The organism is Streptomyces sp. NPDC002838, assembly GCF_040295365.1.
Classification (GTDB): Bacteria; Actinomycetota; Actinomycetes; order Streptomycetales; family Streptomycetaceae; genus Streptomyces.
The window spans coordinates 49695-67707 of the sequence record NZ_JBEOVF010000039.1 but is presented as its reverse complement, the minus strand read 5'-3'; the positions used below and the strand labels follow the sequence as shown (position 1 = coordinate 67707).

Below are 18013 nucleotides of genomic sequence, written 5' to 3'. Positions count from 1 at the left end.
GGGGCGCGGGGAACCACCGTGCCTCGAAAAGCGACCGTTACATGATCGGGTCGGGCTCCCGGGCCAGGTCCGCCGCGCCCACCAGGCCTGCCTTGTTGCCCAGCTGTGCCGCGATCACGTCGGCGACCGGGCGCCAGTTGCCGCCGACCAGCCAGCGCTTGTAGGACTTGCGGATCGGGTCGAGGACCAGGTCGCCCTCGTCGGAGAGGCCGCCGCCGACGATGAAGGCGGAGGGATCGAAGAGGGAGGCGAGATCGGCGAGGCCGGCGCCGGCCCAGCGGGCGAGCTCGCGGTAGGAGTCGACGGCGACCGGGTCGCCCTGACGGGCGGCCATGGAGATGTGCTTGCCCTCGATGCCCTCAGGGGTGCCGTCGCCGAGGGACAGCAGCACCTCGGCGCGCTCGGGGGTGGCGTTGGCGCGCTGCCGGGCGTATCGCACCAGCGCGCGCCCCGACGCGTACTGCTCCCAGCAGCCCTGCGAACCGCAGCCGCACAGCAGGCCGTCCGGAACCATACGGATGTGGCCGAACTCGGCGGCCACGCCGAAGTGGCCGCGGCGCAGCTTGTTGCCGATGATGATGCCGCCGCCCAGGCCGGTGCCGAGCGTGATGCAGATGACGTTGCGGTGGCCCTTGCCGGCGCCGAACTTGTACTCGCCCCACGCGGCCGCGTTGGCGTCGTTCTCCACGACGACCGGGAGGCCGACGCGGGCCTCGACCTTCTCCTTCAGCGGCTCCTGGCGCCAGTCGATGTTGGGCGCGAAGTAGACCGTGGAACGCTGACGGTTGACGTATCCGGCGGCGCCGATGCCCACACCGACGATCTCGTGCCCGGCGCGCGCGCCCTCCACCGCCGAGGCGATGGCGTCCACGATGGCCTCGGGCGTGGTGGGGGTCGGCACCTTGAAGGTCGAGAGGATGTTGCCTTCCTCGTCGACCACGCCGGCCGCGATCTTCGTGCCGCCGATGTCGACGCCGATGGTGAGTCCCATGAATCCCTCAGTTTCGGTCGAGCCCCGCTACGGCCAACCGTACCCGAGGCCCTGCCGCCGGCTTCCCGTCGTCCGCATGGAGGACGGGCCCTGAGGACGGGCCCTGAGGACGGGCCCGGCGGCGATGGGGATCCCCGCGTCAGTCCAAGTCGATGCGCTGGCCGGGGCCCGCCTCGTCGCCCGGGTCGCGGCGGTCCTCGTCCAGGTCGCGCGGGTCGGTCTCGCGGGTCGTCCAGCGCTGCTCCTGGGCCTGGACGGCGGAGCGGTAGGCGGCGAGCAGTTCGTTCCCGGCGGCGGCGAGATGGTCGAAGACGTCCGGATTGCGTTCGATGACGGGCTCGACGGCGGCCTTGGCCTGCTGCACGACCTGCTTGACCACCTGCTGGGCAGCGGGCCCGGCGACCGCCCCGAACAGCGGGGACTGCAGGCCGGACAGCTTGTCCGCGACGGTGTCGACGAGCTTGCGCAGCTCTTCGGCGGCCGAGCCCGGCGGCGGGCCGTGCTCGGCACGGCGGCGGGCCTTCTCGGCCGCGAGGTCCTCGGCACACGCCGTCGCCCAGGCGTCGGCGTCGGTCGCCCGCGCCTCGTCGACGGCCTCGCGCTCTCCCCCACTCTCGGCTTCGCTCGAGCGGGGGGACCCCCACGCGTCGGACGGGGGGAGCTCTTCGCTCATGACGGACTCCTGACTACGGTTCGTCTCTACGACGTTACCCGAACGGGCGTACCCGGTTCACCGTGTCTGCGGCCACAGCCGCGGGTCCGGGGCGAAGCGGATCCGCAGCTCGCCCTCGCGCAGGGCGGCCCCCGCGACGGTGCACCGGCACAGGGCGGACGGCAGCGGAACGATCCGGCGGAACTGCCCCGCGCTGATGACGAGTTCGTCGCCGCGCCGGATCAGGTCCAGCTCGTCGCGTATCGCGCCGGGCAGCGGGATGTGCCAGACCAGCACGCCGTCCTGGGCGAGCCGGTCGACGACGGGCCACTCGACCGTGGCGGCCTCGGCCTTGACGCCCGGGACGCCGAGGCCGGACAGGTCGTCGACACCGCGCGGGTCGCGGCCGAGGTGGGCGACGGTCCGGACGTCGTACGGCGTCTGCCACTCGTCCAGGGTTTTGCGCTGCTGCGCGACGGGCCCGGCGAGCCAGCTGTCGGCCCCGGCATCGGCCTCGGGCAGCACCCGGCTGGCCACCAGGAAGTCCGGGCGCAGGCCGCGCAGGGCGAGGCCGAGGGTGGCGTCGCGTACGGCGTCGGCCCCGGCCGGGGAGGGCTCGGCGACCAGCCGTACGACGGTGTTCCGGTCCGCCACGACCGCCTCGACGGCGGCGAGCTCCAGGTCCCAGCGGGCGGCCGTCTCGTACAGCCACTCCGCGGGCATGGGCACGCCGGCGAGCCGGCCGAGGACGGGACGCAGGGCGCGGGCGGCCTGCCGTTCGGGCGGGAGCAGGCGGCGCAGGTAGCGGCGCAGCTCCTCCGGGAGGGCGAGGAGGGCGAGGGCCTGGGGGGTGGGGGGCAGGTCCACGACGAGCAGGTCGTGCGCCTCGGCGAGGGTCGCGTCCCGCAGCGCGCGGAGCAGGGTGAGTTCCTCGGCCCCGGGCAGGGGGGTGACCTCCTCGGGGTCCAGGCGGGAGGCGCCGAGCAGGTCGAGGACGGAGGACGCGCGTTCCTGGAAGGCGGCGAGGTCGGCGCGGAAGCCGGTGGCCGCGTCGGGGCGCCAGGCGGTGAGGTTGGCGGCTGCCTCCACCGGCGCCGGGCCCGTCGGTGTGCCGAGCACCGCGCCGAGGGTGTCGGTGCGGTCGGCGCTCAGAACGAGGGTCCGGGCGCCGGCGCTTGCGGCGGCGAGTGCGGTGGCGGCGGCGACGGTGGTACGGCCGCTGCCGCCGGGGCCCGTGATCAGGATGGTGCGCATGGGGGTGAACCGTAACGGAAGTTGGGGTTCACCCCTGTTTCCGCCGCAGCGGGGCGGACTACTTGCTCCCCGATTCCACCCTCTTCTTCAGCCCCGCCAGCGCCCGGTCGATGATGACCTTCTCGGCCTTCCTCTTGATCATGCCGAGCATGGGGATCTTGACGTCGACCGTCAGCTGGTAGGTGACCTCCGTCGAGCCCGTGCCCGCCGGCTTCAGGATGTACGAGCCGTCGAGGGAGCGGAGCATCTGGGACTTCACCAGGGTCCAGGAGACCTCGTGTTCGCCCGTCCAGGTGTACCCGAGGACCTGGTCGTCCTTGATGGCGCCGGCGTCCATGACGAGGCGGACCTGTTCGGCGCGCCCCTGGCTGTCCGTCGCCAGGACCTCCGCCTCCTTCACCTCACCGGTCCAGTCCGGGTAGCGGGCGAAGTCGGCGATCACCGCCATGACGTCGGCCGGTGCCGCCTCGATCGTGATGCTCGAGCTGGTGTGTTCCGCCATCGCCGTGGCTCCTCCAGATACGGGCCGGTAGTCCGTCACCGTGCGCAATCCTGCGCGCGTGTGTGCAGCGTGAAGGCTACCGCGCAGGCGACCGGCCGACTTCACCCCCGTCCGCCCGCGTCACCAGCAAGTCGTCGGGACACGCGCACCAGACACGAAGCGGACCGGAACCAGACCGGAACCGGACGCTCACCATTCGAGCGCCCACGGCTTCCCGGATCCCGCGAAGTGCCCCACGTTCACGCATTCGGTCGCCCCGATCCGCATCCGCCGCACCAGCGGCTGGTGGACGTGACCGAAGAGCGAATACCGGGGCCGCGTGCGGCGGATCGCGTCCAGCAGGGCGCGGCTGCCCCGCTCGAAGCGGCGCGCCACCGTGTCGTAGACGAGTTCCGGCACCTCCGGCGGGATGTGCGTGCACAGCACGTCGACCTCGCCCACCGCCTCGATCTTCGCCGCGTACTCCTCGTCGCTGATCTCGTACGGCGTCCGCATCGGCGTCCTGAGACCGCCGCCGACGAATCCGAACACCCAGCCGCCGATCTCCACCCGCTCCCCGTCCAGCACGGTCGTGCCGGGACCGGCGTATTCCGGCCACAGGGGCGGCATGTCGACATTGCCGTAGGTGGCGTACGTCGGTGTGGGGAACGCGGCGAACATCTCGGCGTACTGCTTGCGCACCGCCCGCTCGATCAGCCCGGCCCGGTCGCCGCCGATCCCCGCCCACAGCCTGGCCCCGAACTCGCGTGCCTCCTCGTAGCGGCGGGCGGTGCGCAGCGCGACGATCCGGTCGGCGTTCTCGACGCCGAACAGGTCGGGGAAGATGCCGCGCGAGTGGTCGGCGTAGTCGAGGAAAAGGACCAGGTCACCCAGGCAGATCAAGGCGTCCGCGCCGTCGCCGGCGCGGGCCAGGTCACGGGCGTTGCCGTGCACGTCGCTGACCACATGCACGCGCGCCCCGCGGTTTCGGGCTGGTGTGGGTGCCATGACGATCAAGCGTAAGCGTGTGCGGCATACGTGAACAGTGGCGACAGGACCTGCGGTTACTGGCCAGTCAGTTAGCGCCTGGACTACTGTGCGCGGAGGAACACCAATCTGTGTGACGCAGCGAACATCTCGCCGGTCCCCCTGTCGAAGAAGCCATACCGGCGGGTAACGTCCGGGCAGTCCAGTCGTGCTCTGGAATTCAACCACCGTGCCTCCAAGGCCCGGGGTGAGGCCTTTGAGCACCTGCCCGAGCCTTGGACCGACCGTCGCATCACACAACGTCGTGGCGCCGGCGCCCTATGAGGAGCAGCAGTCTTGCGCGAGTTCAGCCTTCCGGCTTTGTACGAGGTCCCTGCGGACGGCAATCTCACCGACATCGTCCGTAGAAACGCCGCGCAGCACCCGGATGTCGCCGTCATCGCCCGCAAGGTGGGCGGTGTCTGGCAGGACGTGACGGCCACCGCCTTCCTCGCCGAGGTCCACGCCGCCGCGAAGGGGCTCATCGCCTCCGGGGTCCAGCCGGGCGACCGGGTCGGCCTGATGTCCCGGACGCGGTACGAGTGGACGCTCCTCGACTTCGCGATCTGGAGCGCGGGCGCGATCACCGTGCCGGTGTACGAGACCAGCTCGCCGGAGCAGGTCCAGTGGATCCTCAGCGACTCGGGCGCCACCGCCTGCGTCGTCGAGATGGACAACCACGCGGCCGCCGTCGAGTCGGTGCGCGACGGCCTGCCCGCCCTCAAGCACGTCTGGCAGATCGAGGCCGGCGGCGTGGAGGAGCTGGGGCGCCTCGGACAGGACGTCACCGACGAGGCTGTCGAGGAGCGCAGCTCGCTCGCCAAGGCCGACGACCCGGCGACGATCGTGTACACGAGCGGCACCACCGGACGGCCCAAGGGGTGCGTCCTGACCCACCGCAGCTTCTTCGCCGAGTGCGGCAACGTCGTCGAGCGGCTGCGGCCCCTCTTCCGCACCGGCGAGTGCTCCGTCCTGCTCTTCCTGCCGCTCGCGCACGTCTTCGGCCGACTGGTCCAGGTCGCGCCCATGATGGCGCCGATCAAGCTGGGCACCGTCCCGGACATCAAGAACCTCACCGACGAGCTGGCCGCGTTCCGGCCGACGCTGATCCTGGGCGTCCCCCGCGTCTTCGAGAAGGTCTACAACTCGGCGCGGGCCAAGGCCCAGGCGGACGGCAAGGGCAAGATCTTCGACAAGGCGGCCGACACCGCGATCGCCTACAGCAAGGCCCTGGACACCCCGTCGGGCCCGTCGATCGGCCTGAAGATCAAACACAAGGCCTTCGACAAGCTGGCCTACAGCAAGCTGCGCGCGGTCCTCGGCGGCAAGGGCGAGTACGCCATCTCCGGCGGCGCCCCGCTCGGCGAGCGCCTCGGCCACTTCTTCCGCGGCATCGGCTTCACCGTCCTGGAGGGCTACGGCCTGACCGAGTCCTGCGCGGCCACCGCCTTCAACCCCTGGGACCGCCAGAAGATCGGCACGGTCGGCCAGCCGCTGCCCGGCTCGGTCGTCCGGATCGCGGACGACGGCGAGGTGCTGCTGCACGGCGAGCACCTGTTCACGGGGTACTGGAACAACCCGGGCGCGACCGAGGAGGCGCTGGCCGACGGCTGGTTCCACACCGGTGACATCGGCACCCTCGACGAGGACGGCTACCTCAGGATCACCGGCCGCAAGAAGGAGATCATCGTCACCGCGGGCGGCAAGAACGTCGCTCCGGCCGTGATCGAGGACCGTATCCGCGCGCACGCGCTGGTCGCGGAGTGCATGGTGGTGGGCGACGGGCGGCCGTTCGTGGGCGCGCTGGTCACCATCGACGAGGAGTTCCTGGGCCGCTGGGCGGCCGAGCACGGCAAGCCGGAGGGTTCCACCGCGACGTCGCTGCGGGAGGACGCGGACCTGCTGGCCGCGATCCAGTCAGCGATCGACGACGGCAACGCCGCGGTGTCGAAGGCGGAATCGGTGCGGAAGTTCCGCATTCTGCCCTCCCAGTTCACGGAGGATTCGGGCCACCTCACGCCGTCCCTGAAGCTCAAGCGCAACGTGGTGGCGAAGGACTTCGCGACCGAGATCGAGGCGATCTACCAGAAGTAGCGCACCGGTCGACTATGGCGCGGTGTCCTCGGCGAGGACCCGCGCCATCGTCCGTTCGGCGAGCGCGGTGATCGTCACGAACGGGTTCACGCCGATCGACCCGGGCACGAGCGAGCCGTCGGTGACGTACAGCTTGGAATACCCCTTCACCCGGCCGTAGTCGTCGGTCGCCTTGCCCAACACGCAGCCGCCCAGGGGGTGGTAGGTGAAGTCGTCGGCGAACGCCTTGTTGGACGAGCCGAAGAGGTCGTACCGGTAGATGGTGGAGTTGGCCGAGTTGATCCGGTCGAAGAGCTTCTTGGCCATGCCGACGGAGACCGCGCTCTGGGCGGCGGTCCAGCCGAGCCGCACCGAGCCGGAAGCGGAGTCGTACGAGAACGAAGCACGCTGCGGATTCTTGGTGATCGCCAGATAGAGGCTGACCCAGTGCTCCAGTCCCGTCGGCAGCGGGGCGATCTCCGCGAAGACGGGGTTGGCGGTGTTGGCCCAGTCGTCGATGCCCATGACCGGCATGGTGGACTGGTTCTCCCCGACGGTGTCCCACAGGTGGTTGGCCCGCCCGAGCATCACGTTCCCGTTGGCCCCCCAGCCCGTGCCGACGCTCGCGTTCAGGGCGGGGAGCGCGCCCGTCTCCCGTGCCCGCACCAGGAGTTCGGTGGTGCCGAGGCTGCCGCCGCCCAGGAAGAGGTACGTGCAGCCGTACTGCTTGGTCTCCACGACCTTGCCGGTGAGGTCGATCCGGTCGGCGGTCAGGACGTACGTCCCGTCGCTCGCCCGGCTGATGGCCCTCACCTTCTCCATGGTGTGGATGGTGACGTTCCCGGTGCCGAGCGCCGAGGCCAGGTACGTCTTGTCGAGGCTGCGCTTGCCGTGGTTGTTGCCGTAGATCACCTCGGCGCCGAGCGCGGACTTGGCCGCCGTACCGGCCGCCTCGCGCTGCATGTACGCGAAGTCGTAGACGCTCGGCACGAAGGTGGTCCTCAGGCCGGCGTTCGCCGCGTGCTTCCGGGAGATCCGGGAGAACCGGTACCACTCGGTCGACTCGAACCAACTCGGGTCGACGGTGTTGACGCCGAGCATGGAGCGGGCGCGCGGGAAGTACGTGCCGTACATCTCGTCGGTGTCGACGGTGGGGAACTGCTCGGCGAAGTAGGCCTTCAGGGGCGTGACCGCCATCGCGCCGTTGACCAGCGAACCGCCGCCGACGCCCCGGCCGACGTAGACGGACATGGCGTCGAAGCGCACGCGGTCCAGGACGCCGGGGTAGGGGCTGATGTCCCGGTTGACGACGTCCAGCCACAGGAAGGTGGCCAGTGGAGCCTCGGTGCGGGTGCGGAACCACATGGACCGCTGGTCCGGGGCGCTGGTGGAGCAGAAGACCTTGCCGTCGGGACCGGGCGCGTTCCAGGCCCGGCCCATCTCGATCACGAGCGTACGGATGCCGGCCTGGCCGAGTCGGAGGGCGGCGACGGCACCGCCGTATCCCGAACCGACCACGATGGCGGGCGCGTTGTCGACGGCGGCGGGTTCGGCGCCCGAGGCCGTCTGGAGACCGATGCGGGTGAGACCGGACGCGGCGGCCGTCTGGAGGGCCACCATGCCCAATATTTGACGTCTCGTCAGCTGACGCTGCATCAGTTTTGCTGTCATGGGGGCAGCATCGGCGGATTATCTCCGTCCGGCCAGAACTTCCGCCGAACTTCCGCTACAGCAATGTCTTCAGCTTCTCCGCCAGCAGGTCCCACCGCCACTTCTCCTCGACCCACTCCCGCCCCCGCTCCCCCATCCGCCGGCGCAGCTCGGCGTCCCCGAGCAGGACGAGGATCCGGTCGGCGGCCTCCTCGGCGGAGCCGCCGCGCACGACCCAGCCGGTCTCGCCGTCGAGCACCGCGTCCGGGGCTCCGCCGGAGTCGCCGGCGACGACGGGCAGCCCGGTCGCGGAGGCCTCCAGGTACACGATCCCCAGTCCCTCGACGTCCAGCCCGCCCCTGCGCGTCCGGCACGGCATCGCGAACACGTCCCCGGCGCCGTGGTGCGCGGGCAGCTCGGACCAGGGCACCGCGCCGGTGAAGCGGACGGAGCCGGCGACGCCGGTGTCGTGCGCGAGTCTGCGCAGGTCCTTCTCATAGGGCCCGCCGCCGACGATCAGCAGCACGGTCTCCGGCTCGGCGGCCAGGATCCGGGGCATCGCCAGGATCAGCGTGTCCTGGCCCTTGCGCGGCACGAGCCGCGAGACGCACACGACCACCGGCCGCTCGGTCAGCCCGAGCCTTGCCCGCACCTCGTCGCCGCCCGAACCGGAGTGGAACGTCTTCTCGTCGACCCCCGGCGGCAGCTGCACCATCCGCGCGGCCGCGTCCGGAGTGAGCGCGGCGGCGATCCGCGATCGCGTGTACTCGCCGAGGTAGGTGATCGTGTCCGTGGACTCCCCGATCCGGCGCAGCAGCCGGCGCGCGGCGGGCAGCCGCGCCCACCCGGCCTCGTGCCCGTGGGTCGTCGCCACCAGCCGCTCGGCACCCGCCTTCCGCAGCGCCGGGGCCATCAGCCCGAGCGGCGCCGCCGCCCCGAACCACACCGACGTGCACCCGTGCTCCCGCAGCAGCCCGACGGCCCGCCGGGTCGCCGCGGGCGTCGGCAGCAGCATCGTCGTGGAGTCCCGTACGACGGTGAAGGGCTGCTCGGCGTCGAAGGCGGCGGTGGCCTCGACGCCCTCCCGGCCGCGCTTCCAGGTGGAGGCGTAGACGACCAGCCGCTCCGGGTCGAGCCGCAGCGCCATGTTGTGCAGGAACGCCTGGATGCCGCCCGGCCGCGGCGGAAAGTCGTTGGTGACGATGAGGGTCTTGTGCATCGCCGCCGACCCTATCGAACGGGCTGCTCACAGCGGGGGCACGGCCGTGTCTGTGGCAGGCCCACAGCAGTGCGGGACATCATGTTCTCCTCAAGGCGGGAATCGACCGGCAGGGGATCACGTGGAGACGACGGGTGCGAGGCGGTCACTGCCGTGGCTGCTGCCGGCCTGGGGCGTGACCAGGCTGCTGCTCCTCCTCTTCGTCTTCAAGGTGTACGTCTTCCCGGGGCCGGACGTCACCAGCGACGTGTCCGTCATCTACCGGGACTGGTACGAGGTGCTGCGCACCGGCACCTTCCCGCTCGACGACGTGACCTGGCAGTACCCGCCCGCCGCCGCCCTCGCGATCCTCTCCCCCGCCCTGCTGCCCGGCCTGGAGTACGCGTCGGCGTTCTTCGTCCTCGCCTTCCTCGCCGACCTGGCCGTCCTGGTCCTGCTGCTGTCCGCGGGCCGGCGCCCGGGCAGGACGGTGCGCGGGGCCTGGGTGTGGGTGGCGGGCGTCCCGCTGCTCGGACCGACGGTGTACGCGCGCTACGACGTGATGGTCACCGCCGTGGCGGTCGCCGCGCTCCTCGCGGGCGCCCGGCACCCGCGGGTGATGGGCGCGCTGGCGGCGTTCGGGGCGCTGCTGAAGGTGTGGCCGGCCCTGCTGCTCCTGGCCGCCCGCAGGCGTGACGCCTGGGCCTCGGCGGCGGTGACCGTCGTCGTGGTGGCCGGGCTGTTCGCCCTCGCCATGCCCGGCGCCTTCGCCTTCCTGACCTTCCAGCGCGACCGGGGCACCGAGGTGGAGTCGCTGGGCGCGCTGGTCTTCCATGTGGCCCGGCACTTCGGCTGGGACGGCGAGGTGCTGCTGAACTACGGCTCGGTCGAGTTCCTCGGCCCCTGGGTGACCATCGTGAGCACGGCGGCGCTGGCCCTGACCGGCATGGCCTTCGGCTGGCTGCTGCTGTGGCGGCTGATGGCGAGGAGGTTCGAGGCGCACACGATGGCCGACGCGGCGTTCGTGGGGGTGCTGATGTTCACCACCACCAGCCGGGTGATCAGCCCGCAGTACATGGTGTGGCTGGTCGGCCTCGCGGCGGTCTGCCTGGGCTTCCGGGCCAGCCGGATGGGGCTGCCGGTCGGTCTGGTGCTGGCGGCGTGCTTCGTGACGGTCCTGGAGTTCCCGCTCTGGTTCTCGCACGTCGTCTCCAGCGACCCGCTCGGCATCACCCTGCTCTTCGTCCGCAACGGCCTGCTGGTCCTCGCCACCGTCCTCGCGGCCCGCGCACTGTGGCGCGCGACGGTCCCGAAGCCGGCCCCGGCCCCGGTAGCCGATCAGGCCGCCCGCGCCAAAGAGGCGTCCGCGTCCTCCTGAGCGGGGCCCGTCCGCCGGAACAGCACCAGCACCACCCCGGCCTGTACCGCCATGGCCAGCGCCAGCGCCAGGCACACGCCCGGCAGACCGAGCCCCGTGAAGGCGTACGCGAGCGGCAGCTGGACCGCCGTGCCGAGCAGGGTCACGCGCAGCAGCACCGGTGCCGACCCGCTGCCCTCGAAAACCCCGCCGAGCGCGATGTGGCAGGCCATGACCACCAGATAGGGCCCGACGCAGCGCAGGAACAGCACGCCGTCGTGGACGACATCGGGTCCGGGGCCGAAGGCGGCCATGATCCAGGGGGCCGTGCCGGCGAGCAGGACCGCCGCCACGAACCCCACCGACCCGGACACCAGCACCGCTTGCCGCCCGATCGCACGGCGCGCGTCCCGCCCGGCGCCCCGGGTGTGCGCGGTGTGGATGGCGGCGGCCTGCCGCACGGCGTAGAAGGCCATGGTGGCGACGTACATGACCTTGTACGCGATCGCGTACGCGGCCACCGCCGTCACCCCGAGCCGCGCCACGATCCCCACCAGCGCCAGCGCCCCGGCCTGCCGCACGGTGAAGTCGGCGGACAGGGGCAGGCCGGTCCGCAGCGTCCGGCGCAGCGCGGCCCCGGTACCCTCCGCCGGCCGCACGCCCGCGCACTGCCTGAGCAGCGTGTTCCGGCGCAGGGCGAGCAGCGCCACCCCGAGGGTCACGCACCGGCACAGCACGGTGCAGGCGGCGGCGCCCTGGACGCCGTAGAGACGGATGAGGAACGGGTCGCAGACCAGGATCAGGCCATTGGCGAGGAGGGCCAGCCGCATCGGGGTTCCGGTGTCGCCGGTGCCCTTGAGGACGCCGTCGACGAGGTTCTGCGCGAAGAAGACGGTCATGCCCGGCATCGAGATCGCGAAGTAGGCCACCGCGAGCGGCAGCGCGGCGCCCTCGCCACCGCCCAGCACCAGCCGGGCCAGCGGCTCCCGCAGCAGGAAACCGGCCCCCACGACCACCGGTGTGACCAGCGCCCACAGCGCCCAGCCGCCGCGTACGGCCGCCCGCACCGCGCCCGAGTCCTCGGCTCCTCGAGCGTGCGCGACCAGCACGGTGGTTCCGGTGCCGAAGACCAGGGCCACGCCGAGCAGCACGTTCTCGGTGGTGGTCGCCACGGCCACGGCGGCCACGGCCGGGCCGCCGAGCCGGGAGACCCAGACGGTGTTGATGATCCCGGCGGCGACGGAGGCCAGGAGCTCGCAGTAGACGGGACAGGCGAGCGAGACGAGCTGCTTGCGGTGAGCGTTCACTGCGGGCCCCCTCGATACGAGCTACCTCGGTTAGAGGTAGCTCGATAAGAGGTACCATGCGGGTACGACACCTGCAAGGAGGAGCCAGTGCTGGAGCTGTCGATCCTGGGTTTCCTGGCCGAAGAACCCCTGCACGGCTACGAGCTGAAGGAGCGGATCAAGGCCCTCAACGGCCATGTCCGCCCGGTCAGCGACGGCGCGCTCTACCCGGCGATCACCCGCCTGGTGACCGCGGGCAAGCTCGACCAGCACACCGAGCCGGGCACCAGCGCGGCCCCGCGCCGGATCCTGTCCCTGACCGAGACCGGCCGTGAGGACCTGCTGGAGCGCCTGCGCCACCCGAAGCAGGCGGAGATCACCGACCAGGTGCGCTTCAACACGATCCTGGCGTTCCTACGACACCTGCCCGACCGGCACGAGCAGGCGGCGGTGCTGCGCCGACGGCTGGAGTTCCTGGAGACGCCGGCGAGCTTCTTCTACGACAACGGGAAGCCGGTGCGGGCGGAGGAGACGGGCGACCTGTTCCGACAGGGCATGCTGCGGGTCGCCCGGGCGACCGGCCAGGCCGAGCGGGCCTGGCTCAAGGAGGCCATCACGCGACTGGATCAGCCCAGCTGACCCCGCAGATAGTCCCGCCACCGCGCCGTGAAGTCCGCCGGCGTCGTCCCGAGCACCTTCTCCATGGCCTCCTCGACCGCGCCCTCCCGCTTCTCGTGCGCGCCCACGGCCCGGTAGAACTCGCCGAGGCGCACCTCGCCCCAGCGGTCGGCGATCATCCGGCAGGCCATCCAGCCGCCCTCGTACGCCCGCGCCAGCTCGCTCGCGTCGCCGCTGAAGCCGAAGTCCCGGTCGGACGGCAGATCGGTCGGCTCCTTCCCCTCGGTCACGGCCTCCGCCAGCTCCGGCGCGGCCTCGGCCGCGGTCCGCCCGGTGCCGCGGTAGCCGACCCAGTCCGCGTACCCCTCGGACAGCCACAGGGGCGTCGCCGGGGTGGTGGCGGTACGGGTGGCGACATGGGTCGTCTCGTGGGTGAGCACGACCTGTCTGCCGAGGGTGCCGAGGACGCCGTACGCGTCCGGGTTGACGATGATCCGGTCCGCGGGCGCCCGCGCCGCTCCCGTCTCCCCGGTGGTGACCGCCGCGATCCCGCGGTAGGAGGAGGCGGGCGAGGCGAGCAGCCCCGCCATCCCCTGCAGCGACCTCGGGACGAGGACGACGACGCGCCGGGGCCAGTCCGTGCCCCACGCGTCCGACACGGCCGGTACCGCGCGGTCCGCCAGGTCCGCGAAGGAGTGCAGTCCCTCGCCGGACTGCCCGACGCCCAGGACGAGGCTGTGCTCACCTCGGACGACGGTCACCTCGCCCTGGTCCCACAATTGCTGGGCGGCCTTCTTCGCGGGCAGCTCGGCGTCCACGTACCACTGCCCGCCCGCGTCCCGGGAGAGGTTCAGGGTGCGGCCGACGGTGACGGGCGCCCGGTCGTAGCTCTCGAAGCGGTAGCTGAGCTCGGCGTCGGCGGTGGCGGTGTCGCCGGTGCGGTGCAGGGCGGTGACGCGGTAGGACCAGTGGGCGAGCGGCACCGCGCTGAGATTCTCGAACCAGCTGAGCGCGCCCGTCCGCACGAACGCCGCCTTGTCCCGGTCCAGGACCGCGACCGCCCGCCGGTCGAGAACCCGCTGGACGTCGGCCTTCGCGCGGTCGGCGGTGGGCTTCTGCCCGCAGCCCACCAGGGCGACCAGCAGCACCAGACACAACGCCACGACACCGCGTCCCGACGCCCGCCCTCGACCAGCCACGTTCCCGATCGTACGGCGGGGACGGCGGCCTGGTCAGACCCTCGTCACCGTCGCCCCCGGCATCATGCCCACCGGGTCGTAGCGCACCGGCGCTCCGGGGTAGGGCGCGTGGATCACCTGGCCGTTGCCCGCGTACATCCCGACATGGCTGGCGTCGGACCGGTAGGTGACCAGGTCACCGGGCTGGGCCTCGGAGAGCGGGACCTGGCGGCCGGCGTAGCGCTGGGCCTGCGAGGTGCGCGGCAGGGCGACTCCGGCCTGCGCGTACGCCCACTGCGTCAGGCCCGAACAGTCGAAGCCGTAGGGGCCGTTGGCGCCCCAGACGTAGGGTCTGCCGAGCGCGGACTGGGCGGCGGCCACGGCGGCGGCCGCGCGCTCCGAGGACGGGACGTCGCCCCCGAGGTCGGCCATGTCGGAGCGGCCGGAGCGGGAGGCCCTGTCGTAGGCGGCGCGCTCCGCGGACGGCAGGGCGTTGAGCAGTTGGCGCGCCTTGGCGAGCTTCTTCTCGACGGTCCGCTTGTGGGAGGCGACGGTCTTGCGGCTCTTCTCCAGTTCACCGAGCTTGCGGGCCGCCTCGGAGCGCACCTGGGCGAGGTCGCGCATGGCCTCCTGGAGGTCCTCGAGCGCCCCGGCCTGGTGGACACCGATCCGGTCGAGGACGGCGGCCTTGTCGAGGTAGTCGTCCGGGTCTTCGGAGAACAGCAGCGCCAGGGAGGGGTCGAGGCCGCCGGAGCGGTACTGGGCGCCGGCCAGCGAACCGAGCGCGTCCCGCATGGAGTTGATGCGCTCCTGCTGGCGGGCGATCCGGTCCTGGGCGCCGCTGACCTCCTTGCGCAGCGAACCGGCGCGTTCGTCGGCCTTGTTGTAGGCCTCGGTCGCCTTCTCGGCCTCTTCGTAGAGGCGGTCCACCTCGGCGCGGGTGTCGTCGTGCGGTGCGGCCACCGCCGACGGGGCCGGCACAACCCCGAGGGCCGCGGCGGCGGCTGACAGGACACAGAGGGCGGTGGCCCCCCGGTCGAACCCGGACAGTGCAAGGCGGCGATGGGACCCCACGGGAAGCCGCGCTCCTTCCGCTGGCGGACAAGGTCTGTTCCCTGCGATCACCTGCGATGCGGGAAACGCGGCAGACAGTAGCCCCGCCACGGGGCGGCCACCAACGACCTCCGCGGGCACACAACGTGACGCCCCGCCGCTGACGCAGGTCACCGGCGGGGCGTGGAGTCAGTTCACGTTGCCGCGATTCGCCCGTTCGGGCGGCACGGCGTGTTGATCTTCAGAGGTCTTCGGGAGATCGAGGGGCCGGACGCGGACACCTCGGACGCGGTCGCCTCAGACGCGGACACCGAACATGAACGGGCCGCCGACGGTGCTCATCGACTCGTAGCGGACGACCGTGCCGGTGCGGGGCGCGTGGATGATCTGGTTGTTGCCCGCGTAGAGACCGACGTGGTGCAGGTCGTTGAAGAAGAACACCAGGTCGCCGACCTTGAGCTGGCTGACCGAGTAGATCTTGGTGCCGACGCCGGCCTGCGCCTGCGAGGTGCGCGGGATGGAGATGCCGGCCGCCGCGTACGCCCGGGAGGTGAGGCCGGAGCAGTCGTAGGAGCTCATGCCGGTGGCGCCGTAGACGTACGGCTTGCCGAGCTGGCTCTGTGCCCACGCGTAGGCCGCGCCGGCCCGTCCGGAGCCGGCACTGGCACCGAGGGCCTCGCCCGCGCTCTCGGCGCTGGCGCTGGCCTGCTCGGCGGCGAGTGCGGCCTTCTCCTTGGCGGTCAGGGTGTTGAGGAGCTTCTGCGCCTGGGCGAGCTTGCCCTGGACTTCCTTCTTCTTCTTGCCCAGTTCGGTGCGGGTGGAGGCGAGGTCCTTGAGCTTCTCGGCGGCCTCGGAGCGGTCCTGGGCGAGCTCGCGCTGCTTCTCCTGGATCTTCTTCAGCGCGTCGACCTGCTGAGCGCTCAGCTGGTCCATGGTGGACGCCTTGTCCAGGTAGTCGTCCGGGTCGGAGGACAGGAACAGCTGGACCGAGGAGTCGATGGAGCCGGTGCGGTACTGGGCGGCGGCCGCGAGGCCCATGCTGTCGCGCAGCTCGTTGAGCTCTTCCTGGCCGCGGGCGACGTTGTCCTGGATGGTGGAGATCTCCTTCTGGAGCTTCTCCTGCTTCTCCTTGGCCCCGTTGAACTTCTCGGTGGCCTGCTCCGCCTCTTCGTACAGCTTGTCGACCTTGGCCTTGACCTCGTCCTTGCTCGGCTTCTCGCTCGGCGCCGCGTTGGCGGCCTGCGAGGTCAGGGCCACGGCAGCGGCGGCTGCGGTGGTCAGCACGGTCACACGTGCGCGACTGGGCTGCTTGGGTCGACGATGGGACGCCACGAAGGTGAACTCCTTCTTCTGAGTGATCACCCGCTCGGAGGTTCGAAGGCAGACCCTAGTGACCTAGTTGTGATCAGTTCAAATCCTCAGGCACATAATCTAGTCACACCAAGCATTCTTTGCACTCAACTCACATGAAGTAACAGCAGATTGACGCTGGGTTGCGTGACAGTTCGGTTCAATTCGGGCATTCAGCCTGTACGTTGACCTTCAGGACAGGCGCTTGAGAAGCACCGCAGACGCGACCGGGCGCGCTCCCGCGCGGGCCACTCCGTCGGCCACCTCGCGGTCGGTCGAGGCGACGATGACCGGGCGGCCGGGCGGCTCCGCACGCACCAGCTGGCGGATCAACTCGTCGGCCGTGATGCCCGGTTTCGAGAACAGCACGCGTACCCCGCGCGGCGGCGCGAGCAGCACGGGCGCGGCCAGCTCGGCCCCGTCGAAGACGCAGGTCACCTCGGCGCCGGTCTGCGCGGCGAGCTGCGAGAGCTGCCCGAGGAGCCTGAGCCGCTGCTTCTCCAGGGGCATCTGGGGATAGCCGGTCTTGGTGACGTTGTAGCCGTCGACGACCAGGTGCGCCTGCGGCAGGGCGAGGAGCTGGTCGAGGATCGCGGGGTCGTTCTCGGACAGGGCCCGCGCGGCGATGTCCTTCGGGGTCATACGTCCCGGTTCGACCGCGTCGACGGTCTCCGCCGGCCGTACGGAAACGGGCGGCAGCGCCAGCTCCCGCCGCAGCCCCTGGGTCGCGTCCAGCAGGGTGTCAAGGAGCAGTCGTACGCGCATGTCCTCGACACTGCGCCCCTCGCGCGCCGCTTTGCGCGTGGCCTCCAGGGCGGCCTCCGCCTCCCCGAGGCGCGCCTTCAGCCGCCGGGTCTCGCTCTCGGCGGCCGACACCTGGGCGTGCCCCTCCGCCCGTACGGCCTCCATCTCGGCGTGCACCTTGCGCAGTGCCGCCTCGCCGCGCTTGACGTCGCTGAGGGCCGAGCGCAGCTTGCGGTGCAGCGATTCGGCGTCCTTCTTGGCCGAATCCAGCTCGCTGCGCAGCCGCTCGGTCTCGGCCCGGGTGTGCTCACGGGCCCGGGCGAGTTCCTCGCGCAGCCGCTCCAGCTCCGCGCGGTTCTCCTCGTCGGCGCGTTCGGCGTGGGCCCGCTGGGCCTCCTCGCCGGCCGCGGTCACGAGCTTCACCCAGCCGGTGGGCCGTAGTACATAGGCCGCGGCCGCCACGTCGAGCGGGTCCGCGGCCGGGGGCGGCGAGCCGGAGTCGAGAGCGCCGGAGAGCTCCGGCTGGGCCTCTCTGAACTTCTCCCCGATGCGCTGGCGGAACAGTGGATCGGTCTCCAGTGCCGCGGCCATGGCGTTGCCGGCGAACTTGGCCCGCCGGTTCGGTGCGAACCGGGCGTACTGTCTGAGCTGGGCGGGCAGTTCGGCGACGGTCAGCCCGCCGAAACCGTCCGAGACGATCTGGACGACCCGGCGGCGCACGCCGTCGGGCAGCGGACGGTCGAGCACCTCAGCGGTGCCGTCGCCCGGCCCCCCGCCCGCGGTCTCCACCATCCGTCACCCCAATGCCTGTGCGGGCCAGCTCCCGTCAGGAGCCGGCGCCCGGCCTGTCCACGAGTTCCACCTGATCCACCGCGTTGCACCAGCGGCAGCGCACCGACTCGATGGTCTCACTGACCACGTCGCGCTCCTCCACCTTGGGCTCACCGGCCAGATCGAGGTGGACGTACTCGACGACCTTCGACGAGCGGGTCACGTCGAAGCGCGTGAGGTTGCCGCAGAGGGCGCAGCGCCACCGCGTCGTGGCGGTCGGCAGGGGAACCGTCATCGTGACTGTCCACTTCCTCTTTCAGTGTCCGTGACG

At 71.6% G+C, this 18013-nt stretch carries 16 protein-coding genes; 3 read left to right on the top strand and 13 right to left on the bottom strand.

Annotated elements, in window-relative coordinates; translation table 11 throughout:
* Window positions 1-37: 37 nt before the first annotated feature.
* The 5 genes from ABT063_RS36865 to ABT063_RS36845 all read right to left on the bottom strand — a co-directional run bounded on the left by ABT063_RS36865 (window position 38) and on the right by ABT063_RS36845 (window position 4386).
* Window positions 38-991 (bottom strand): ROK family glucokinase, encoded by a 954-nt coding sequence (locus ABT063_RS36865; protein WP_351064664.1) that lies wholly within the window; start codon window positions 989-991, stop codon window positions 38-40.
* 139 nt (window positions 992-1130) lie between these two features.
* Window positions 1131-1664, bottom strand: coding sequence for a DUF5304 domain-containing protein (locus ABT063_RS36860; RefSeq protein WP_351064662.1), 534 nt, complete (start codon window positions 1662-1664; stop codon window positions 1131-1133).
* A 57-nt stretch (window positions 1665-1721) separates the two neighbouring features.
* On the bottom strand, window positions 1722-2897 hold the full coding sequence (locus ABT063_RS36855) for an ArsA family ATPase (RefSeq protein WP_351064660.1): 1176 nt from the start codon (window positions 2895-2897) through the stop codon (window positions 1722-1724).
* A gap of 58 nt (window positions 2898-2955) precedes the next feature.
* Window positions 2956-3399, bottom strand: coding sequence for an SRPBCC family protein (locus ABT063_RS36850; RefSeq protein ID WP_351064658.1), 444 nt, complete (start codon window positions 3397-3399; stop codon window positions 2956-2958).
* A gap of 189 nt (window positions 3400-3588) precedes the next feature.
* The gene (locus ABT063_RS36845; protein ID WP_351064657.1) at window positions 3589-4386 is read right to left on the bottom strand and encodes a metallophosphoesterase family protein; all 798 of its coding nucleotides are present in this window, start codon (window positions 4384-4386) and stop codon (window positions 3589-3591) included.
* A 315-nt stretch (window positions 4387-4701) separates the two neighbouring features.
* On the opposite strand from ABT063_RS36845, the gene ABT063_RS36840 reads away from it, so the two are divergent.
* Entirely contained in the window at window positions 4702-6498 is a 1797-nt protein-coding gene (locus ABT063_RS36840; protein WP_351064656.1) for an AMP-dependent synthetase/ligase, read from the top strand.
* 12 nt (window positions 6499-6510) lie between these two features.
* On the opposite strand, the gene ABT063_RS36835 is transcribed toward ABT063_RS36840, so the two are convergent.
* Entirely contained in the window at window positions 6511-8148 is a 1638-nt protein-coding gene (locus ABT063_RS36835) for a GMC oxidoreductase (RefSeq protein ID WP_502990956.1), read from the bottom strand.
* A 55-nt stretch (window positions 8149-8203) separates the two neighbouring features.
* On the bottom strand, window positions 8204-9346 hold the full coding sequence (locus tag ABT063_RS36830; RefSeq protein ID WP_351064654.1) for a glycosyltransferase family 4 protein: 1143 nt from the start codon (window positions 9344-9346) through the stop codon (window positions 8204-8206).
* Between the two features lie 121 nt (window positions 9347-9467).
* Here ABT063_RS36830 and ABT063_RS36825 point away from each other — a divergent pair, with 121 nt between their 5' ends.
* A complete protein-coding gene (locus ABT063_RS36825; RefSeq protein WP_351064652.1) occupies window positions 9468-10703 on the top strand; it encodes a glycosyltransferase 87 family protein in 1236 nt (411 codons plus the stop codon).
* On the opposite strand, the gene ABT063_RS36820 is transcribed toward ABT063_RS36825, so the two are convergent.
* On the bottom strand, window positions 10664-11989 hold the full coding sequence (locus tag ABT063_RS36820; protein WP_351064650.1) for an MATE family efflux transporter: 1326 nt from the start codon (window positions 11987-11989) through the stop codon (window positions 10664-10666). The genes ABT063_RS36825 and ABT063_RS36820 overlap by 40 nt on opposite strands.
* 87 nt (window positions 11990-12076) lie before the next feature.
* On the opposite strand from ABT063_RS36820, the gene ABT063_RS36815 reads away from it, so the two are divergent.
* Complete coding sequence (locus ABT063_RS36815; RefSeq protein WP_351064648.1) at window positions 12077-12607, top strand: PadR family transcriptional regulator; 531 nt, start codon at window positions 12077-12079, stop codon at window positions 12605-12607.
* On the opposite strand, the gene ABT063_RS36810 is transcribed toward ABT063_RS36815, so the two are convergent.
* The 5 genes from ABT063_RS36810 to ABT063_RS36790 form a co-directional block, all read right to left on the bottom strand.
* Window positions 12595-13785, bottom strand: coding sequence for a hypothetical protein (locus tag ABT063_RS36810; RefSeq protein ID WP_351064646.1), 1191 nt, complete (start codon window positions 13783-13785; stop codon window positions 12595-12597). The genes ABT063_RS36815 and ABT063_RS36810 overlap by 13 nt on opposite strands.
* A gap of 33 nt (window positions 13786-13818) precedes the next feature.
* A complete protein-coding gene (locus ABT063_RS36805) occupies window positions 13819-14838 on the bottom strand; it encodes a C40 family peptidase (protein WP_351064645.1) in 1020 nt (339 codons plus the stop codon).
* A gap of 276 nt (window positions 14839-15114) precedes the next feature.
* A complete protein-coding gene (locus ABT063_RS36800) occupies window positions 15115-16149 on the bottom strand; it encodes a C40 family peptidase (RefSeq protein WP_351064710.1) in 1035 nt (344 codons plus the stop codon).
* A gap of 210 nt (window positions 16150-16359) precedes the next feature.
* The gene (locus ABT063_RS36795) at window positions 16360-17703 is read right to left on the bottom strand and encodes an NYN domain-containing protein (RefSeq protein ID WP_351064643.1); all 1344 of its coding nucleotides are present in this window, start codon (window positions 17701-17703) and stop codon (window positions 16360-16362) included.
* Window positions 17704-17737: 34 nt separating this feature from the next.
* Window positions 17738-17977, bottom strand: coding sequence for a hypothetical protein (locus ABT063_RS36790; RefSeq protein ID WP_351064642.1), 240 nt, complete (start codon window positions 17975-17977; stop codon window positions 17738-17740).
* Window positions 17978-18013: the final 36 nt, after the last annotated feature.